The sequence below is a fragment of the Brevundimonas sp. genome (assembly GCF_036677305.1).
Taxonomy (GTDB): Bacteria; Pseudomonadota; Alphaproteobacteria; order Caulobacterales; family Caulobacteraceae; genus Brevundimonas.
This window is the reverse complement of the sequence record NZ_JAKFEB010000216.1, coordinates 1-6000: the sequence shown is the minus strand read 5'-3', so window position 1 is coordinate 6000 and position 6000 is coordinate 1. Positions and strand designations below refer to the sequence as shown.

The 6000-nt window shown below is 67.8% G+C and carries 5 protein-coding genes and 1 pseudogene; 5 read left to right on the top strand and 1 reads right to left on the bottom strand.

The features are described 5' to 3' along the window. Together V6M42_RS12480 and V6M42_RS12475 are read left to right on the top strand one after the other, a co-directional pair. The coding region (locus tag V6M42_RS12480; protein ID WP_332678764.1) for a hypothetical protein at positions 1-258 on the top strand (258 nt) is incomplete at its 5' end. Between the two features lie 104 nt (positions 259-362). Next, entirely contained in the window at positions 363-1949 is a 1587-nt protein-coding gene (locus tag V6M42_RS12475) for a DUF1570 domain-containing protein (RefSeq protein WP_332678763.1), read from the top strand. 164 nt (positions 1950-2113) lie between these two features. Here the strand turns inward: V6M42_RS12475 and V6M42_RS12470 are convergent, their stop codons facing one another. Continuing rightward, entirely contained in the window at positions 2114-2245 is a 132-nt protein-coding gene (locus V6M42_RS12470) for a hypothetical protein (protein ID WP_332660288.1), read from the bottom strand. Positions 2246-2404: 159 nt separating this feature from the next. Here V6M42_RS12470 and V6M42_RS12465 point away from each other — a divergent pair, with 159 nt between their 5' ends. The 3 genes and pseudogenes from V6M42_RS12465 to V6M42_RS12455 form a co-directional block, all read left to right on the top strand. Continuing rightward, positions 2405-4036 (top strand): peptide chain release factor 3, encoded by a 1632-nt coding sequence (locus tag V6M42_RS12465; RefSeq protein ID WP_332678762.1) that lies wholly within the window; start codon positions 2405-2407, stop codon positions 4034-4036. Positions 4037-4131: 95 nt separating this feature from the next. Then, positions 4132-5619, top strand: coding sequence for a DUF1570 domain-containing protein (locus tag V6M42_RS12460; RefSeq protein ID WP_332678760.1), 1488 nt, complete (start codon positions 4132-4134; stop codon positions 5617-5619). 102 nt (positions 5620-5721) lie between these two features. Beyond that, positions 5722-6000: pseudogene (locus tag V6M42_RS12455) on the top strand (hypothetical protein); the annotation flags it as partial.

Genomic DNA, 6000 nt, shown 5'->3' with positions numbered 1-6000 from the left:
TTCGCCGAAGACCCGCTGATGCATCAGCACGACCCGCAGCGCGCCCGCCGTCTGGCATGGCTGATCCACGACCGGTCGCCCGAGGTCAACGCGGCCCTGTTCGCCGCGCCCGCCCCGGGCTGCGATCCGGCTCTGGTCGAGCCGCAGTTCTGCGCCCTTCCCGCCCCCGTCATGCGCCAGCTCAAGACCCGCGCCTCCCAGGGCAAGCTGGACGCCGTCGCCGCCGACAAGGCCGTGTGGATGCGCCTCGCCGCCTGAGACGTCGCCTGCCAGCCGCCGATCGTGAACGGTCATGCAAGAGGATTGACGCCTCGCGCAGCTTGTCCGACCCTGCAGGCGCCACGTGTCGGGGGAGCTGGCCCATGAACATCATCAAGCTTTTGGCCGCCGTCGTCCTGGCGGCAGCGGCTTTCGTCGCCGGACCGGCCTGCGCGGAGTGGCGTCGCGCGGAGACCACGCACTTCATTCTCTACGGCGACGTGTCCGAGCGCACCCTGCGCACCTACGCCACCAAGATCGAACGATTCGACGCCCTTCTTCGGACCTATTATCCGATCCAGAGCGACGTCCAGATTCCGAAGCTGGAAATCTATCTGGCGGACGGCGCGCGCGACATGCGCCGCATCCTTCCCGGCGGGTCTGAGAGCGTCGCCGGCTTCTACTCCGCCGACGCGGGCCGCATCTACACGGTGACCAACATCTCAAACCCGGAGGCGCTGAGCACCCTGTTTCACGAGTACTCGCACCACTTCATGTTCCAGATGTCGGCCGTGGCCTACCCGTCGTGGTTCGTGGAGGGCTTCGCCGAATACTATTCCACCGTTGTCATGGAACCGGAGAAGATCGAGGTCGGACGGGAAGACCGCGGGCGGATGATCATGTTGACGCAGCAGGGGGCCAACGAATGGGCTCCCCTGGCCGACGTGCTGAAATGGCGGATCAGTCGATCCGGGCGGGCCCGCGTCTTCGACTACTACGCCCAGTCCTGGGCGCTGACCCATTATCTGATGAGCACGCCCGAACGACAGGGGATGTTGAGCCAGTATTTGAACGGCGTGATCCGGGGCGCGGACCCGGTCGCGGCGATGCAGACAGCGACCGGGCGCACCTCGATCGAACTCCAGAGCGACATGCGCCGCTACTTTCTGGGGCGCATCACCTATTACACGCCCCAGATCGATATCCCGATGCCGGAGGTCGCAATCTCGACCTTGGGCGCGGATGACGGCGCCCTGGTTTGGTACGACATCCGACTGGACGACACGCCCCTGGTCGTCGCACCGGACAACGACCCCGATGATCCGCGCTCGGAGGGACGAAGAGCCGAGATGGCTCGCGACACAGCGCGACATCGCGCTGAACTGATTACCGACGCCCTCGCTGCGGCGGCGCGGCGCCCGGACCAGCGCATGGCCATGCTGGTTACCGCCCGCGCGCTTCGGTTGAAGGGCGACCCGGCGGCGGGTCTGGAGGCGCTGCAACCGCTCCTGTCGGCGACGTCCACGGACGGGGACGCGCTACGCATCGCCGCCGCGCTCCTGATGGACCAGGTCAAGGCAGAGCCGGACTCCGGCAACTCGCCGTCCCGGCGACGCCTCGCCATGGCCTATTTGGGTCAGGCCATGGAACACGAGCCGCTGGACTTCCGGATTTATCTCGGCCTGAACGACACGCGGCGCGGGCAGCCCGGCTATCCCAACGCCAACGACATATCGACCCTTGAGGTCGCCACCGCCCTTGCTCCACAGGCCGACGAGAGCCGGCTGAGGCTGGCCGAGGCCTATATGGCCAAGTCTATGTGGAGTGAGGCGAAGACGATGCTCGATCCGGTCGCCAACGCGCCCCACCCCGGCGCCGACCGCGTCCGCGCCCGAACCCTGCTCGCCGCCGTCGCACTGGCGGCCGGAGGGGGCGCGGACGTCGAGGAAGAGCCCGCAGCCACGCGCTAGCGTTTGCGGAAGGTCTCGGCGTCAGCCGATCCAGGTCAGGCGCGCGAAGACGTTGGTCGCTTCGGCCCCGGACAGCGACGGGACCGGCGCCGGGCCCCGTCGGGGAAGCGCCATCCGACGACGCCGGACGGCCGGAGGCTGGGGCCGACTGGCGCCGGCCGGGCCTAGACCAGCACGTTGAATACCACGTGCACCACGGTCGCGCCGAGAATGATGACGCCAAAGCCTACGATCAGGCTGATGGCGGGATGCGGCCCGGTATGGGGCGGCGGCGGGTCTGCGGAGTTCGGAGCCATGGCCGTTCCTTGCGTTTCCAAGACGGCGCCCGATTGCGTGACCGGTCGTCTCGCCTGAACGAACGATGACTCCGATACCCCTTGCTGGCTAGGGGTTATTCGGCGGCGGGTGACTTTCGGCCCGGTCCGCGCTACGTCCCGCCGCCCAACGGATCGAACATGTCGAAGCTCACTCTCGAACAGGAGGCCCTGCGCCGCAGGACCTTCGCCATCATCGCGCACCCTGACGCCGGCAAGACCACGCTGACCGAGCACATCCTGCTGGCCGGCGGAGCCATCCGCGCGGCCGGGGCCGTGCGCGCGCGCGGCGAGAACCGGCGGACCCAGTCCGACTGGATGAAGATCGAGAAGGAGCGCGGCATCTCCGTCAGCGCCTCGGTCATGACGTTCGAGCACGACGGCAAGATGTTCAACCTGCTGGACACGCCGGGCCACGAGGACTTCTCGGAAGACACCTACCGCACCCTGACCGCCGCCGACTGCGCCATCATGGTGCTGGACGCCGCCAAGGGCATCGAGCCGCAGACGCTGAAGCTCTTCGAGGTCTGCCGCCTGCGCGACATCCCGATCATCACCTTCATCAACAAGCTGGACCGCGAGGCCCAGGACCCCATGGCCCTGCTGGACGAGATCGCCAGCCGGCTGCAGCTCGACCCCGCTCCCATCTGGTGGCCGGCCGAGAGCGGCAACCGCCTGCGCGGCATGGTCGAGATGGGCACGGGCCGGTTCCAGCCCTACGCCCGCAAGCCCGCCGGTTCGGCCGAGGACGTCCCCCACCCCGAGGCCCTGCCGCTGGCCGACGCCGCGCAGTATTTCGAGGAGGGCGAACACCAGGCGCTGATGGACGCCCAGGAACTGGTCGAGGGCGGCTATCCGGCCTTCGACCGCCAGTCCTTCCTCGAGGGGCACATGACCCCCGTGCTCTGGGGCTCTGCCCTGCGCCACTTCGGCATCGACGAACTGCTGGCCGCGATCGGCGAATGGGCCCCGCCGCCCAAGGTGATGAAGGCCCAGAAGGGCCCGCCCGCCGGAACGCGCAACGCCGCCGACCCCGTCGCCGAAACGGTCCAGCCTGGCGCGGCAGAGGTCACCGGTTTCGTCTTCAAGGTCCAGGCCAATATGGACCCCAACCACCGCGACCGCATCGCCATGTTCCGCATGGCCTCGGGCAAGTTCCAGCGCGGCATGAAGCTGAAGGTCCAGAACACGGGCAAACAGCTGAGCGTGAACGCCCCCATCATGTTCTTCGCCTCGGATCGCGAACTGGCCGAAGACGCCTACGCCGGCGACGTGATCGGCATCCCCAACCACGGCGTCCTGCGCGTGGGCGACAGCCTGTCCGAGACGGGCCTGATCCGCTTCGCCGGCCTGCCCAATTTCGCGCCCGAAATCCTGCAGCGCGTCCGGGTCAAGGATCCGCTCAAGGCCAAACACCTGAAGAAGGCGCTGGACGGCCTGGCCGAAGAGGGCGTGACCCAGCTGTTCCGGCCGGAAATGGGCAGCGACTTCATCGTCGGCGCCGTCGGCCAGCTGCAGTTCGAGGTCATGGCCGACCGTCTGGGCGAGGAATACGGGCTGGAGGTCATCTTCGAACCCTCGCCCTGGGCCGAGGCGCGCTGGATCGGCGGGACCAGGGCCGACATCGAGGACTTCATGGGCAAATACCGCGGCCAGATGGCCCGGGACATCGACGACGACCCGGTCTTCCTGGCCAAGTCGAGCTGGGAGACCGGCTATGTCATGGAGCGCTTCCCCGCGGTGGCCTTCACCCGGACGAAGGAACGCGGGTAGGCCCGCCGCGCCCGGCCAGTGGGTCGATCAACCCGAGGCTGGACGGCGCGACCTGAAACAGGTTTGGATGGCGGATATCCGGGGGGAGATCCGTCTTGCTGTCAGTTGTCCGTTGCCTGTTTGTCGCCCTGTCGCTCAGCGCCCTGTCGCCGGCGACCGCCCTCGCCGACTGGCGGCGCGCCGAAAGCCCGCACTTCATCGTCTACAGCGACGGCTCGGAACAGACGCTGCGCGACTACACCGCCAAGCTGGAGCGTTTCGACAGCCTTCTGAGATTCCGCTTCGGCGGCGTCCAGGACGACGACATCCGCAAGCTGCCCGTCTATCTGGTCTCGGACGACCGCTCCTTGCGCATCGCCCAGCCGGCCCTGCCGGAAGGGTTCGACGGCTATTATTCGACCAGCGACAACGACATCTTCGCCATCCTGGTCCGCGGACGCGACGACGATATCCTGCTGCATGAGTACAGCCACCACTTCATGGCCAAGAACAGCAACGGTCAGTATCCCGGCTGGCTCAGCGAGGGGTTCGCGGAATATTTCGCCACGGCCACGGTGTCGGCGGGCGGGAGCGCCTCTTTCGGCCTGCCCAACCCCGGCCGCCAGTATTCGCTTGAGCGGAACCGCTGGCTGCCCATGGAAACCCTGCTGAGGGCGAAGGGCTCGTTCGACATCGAAGGGCAGACGGCCATCGGAATGTACTATGCGCAGTCATGGGCGCTGACCCACTGGCTGCTCGCGGATACGGAGCGCGCGCGCGCCGTCGCGGCCTATGTCGCCGCCGTCAACGGCGGGCAGGATCCCGTGGAGGCGTGGCAGGCCACCTTTGGAATGACGCCCGACGAGCTGTCCAACCGGCTGCGCAGCTACCTGAACGGGCGCATGACCTATTCCAAGGTGGACATTCCGACGGTCAGGCCCGTCATCACCGTGACGAGACTGTCTCCCGCGGCGGATGCGGTCCTTCTGCGCAGCATCAACGCGCGCGCGCCGAACCCCGAGGACGTCGACGGCCCCGCGCTTCTTCAGACGCTGCGAACGGCCGCGGCGCAGTTCCCGGACGATCCTCTCGCCCTGGTCGCTCTGGGACGGGCGGAGCGGCAATGGGGCGACGACGCGGCCGCCGAGACGGCCCTGGTCCGGGCGCTGGAGGGTCAGGCGGACAATGTCGAGGGCCTGCTTCTTATGGCTGATATCCTCGAGGAGCGGGGCGATTTGGCTTCCGATGAAGCAGAAGGCGTCCGGCAGCGCCGCCAGGCCCAGGGTTATCTGCGCCGGGCGTTCGAGGCGGACCCGACCGACTATCGCGTCTATGCCGCCCTGGCGCGCATCCGGCGCACCGCGCCCGACTATCCCAACGCCAACGATCTGCAGACCTGGATCCTCGCCATAAAATACGCGCCCCAGGTCATGTCCATCCGGGGCGACGCGGCGATCGCGTTGATGGAGACCGGTCACTACAGCGACGCGGTCACCCTGCTGACGCCTATCGTCAACAATCCGCATGGCGGCTCCAGCGTGGAATGGGGCCGGCGTCTGCTTGAGGAGATCAGCGAGCGGCAGGGAGCGGCGGGTACGGAGTGACGTTAACCACCTCGTCGAACTGACGGCGCGGCGCTGCGTTTGCACAGGATGCCCCAGGGACGCCTTTCCGGTCCCGAAGCGGGACGACGGAGCGCCTGGACCATGTTCGAATTCGGCCGGGATCTTAGAAAGCTGTTCGACAAGGCGCGCGAAAGCGACGATCTCGGCTGGCTGGAACTGATCGGCGCCGACCTGGTGGAAACCGAGGCCCGACGCGAGGCGATCGACGCGGGTCGCGTTTCCTGCACCCGGCCTTTCGCCGGCTGGATGCGCGCCTCCGCACTGTGGCGCGAACACGCACGGCGTACGGGGCGGCGCGCCAGCATCGACCGCGCGACAGCCGCCGCCGGCGACGCCGCACGCCACACCACGACGCCTGAC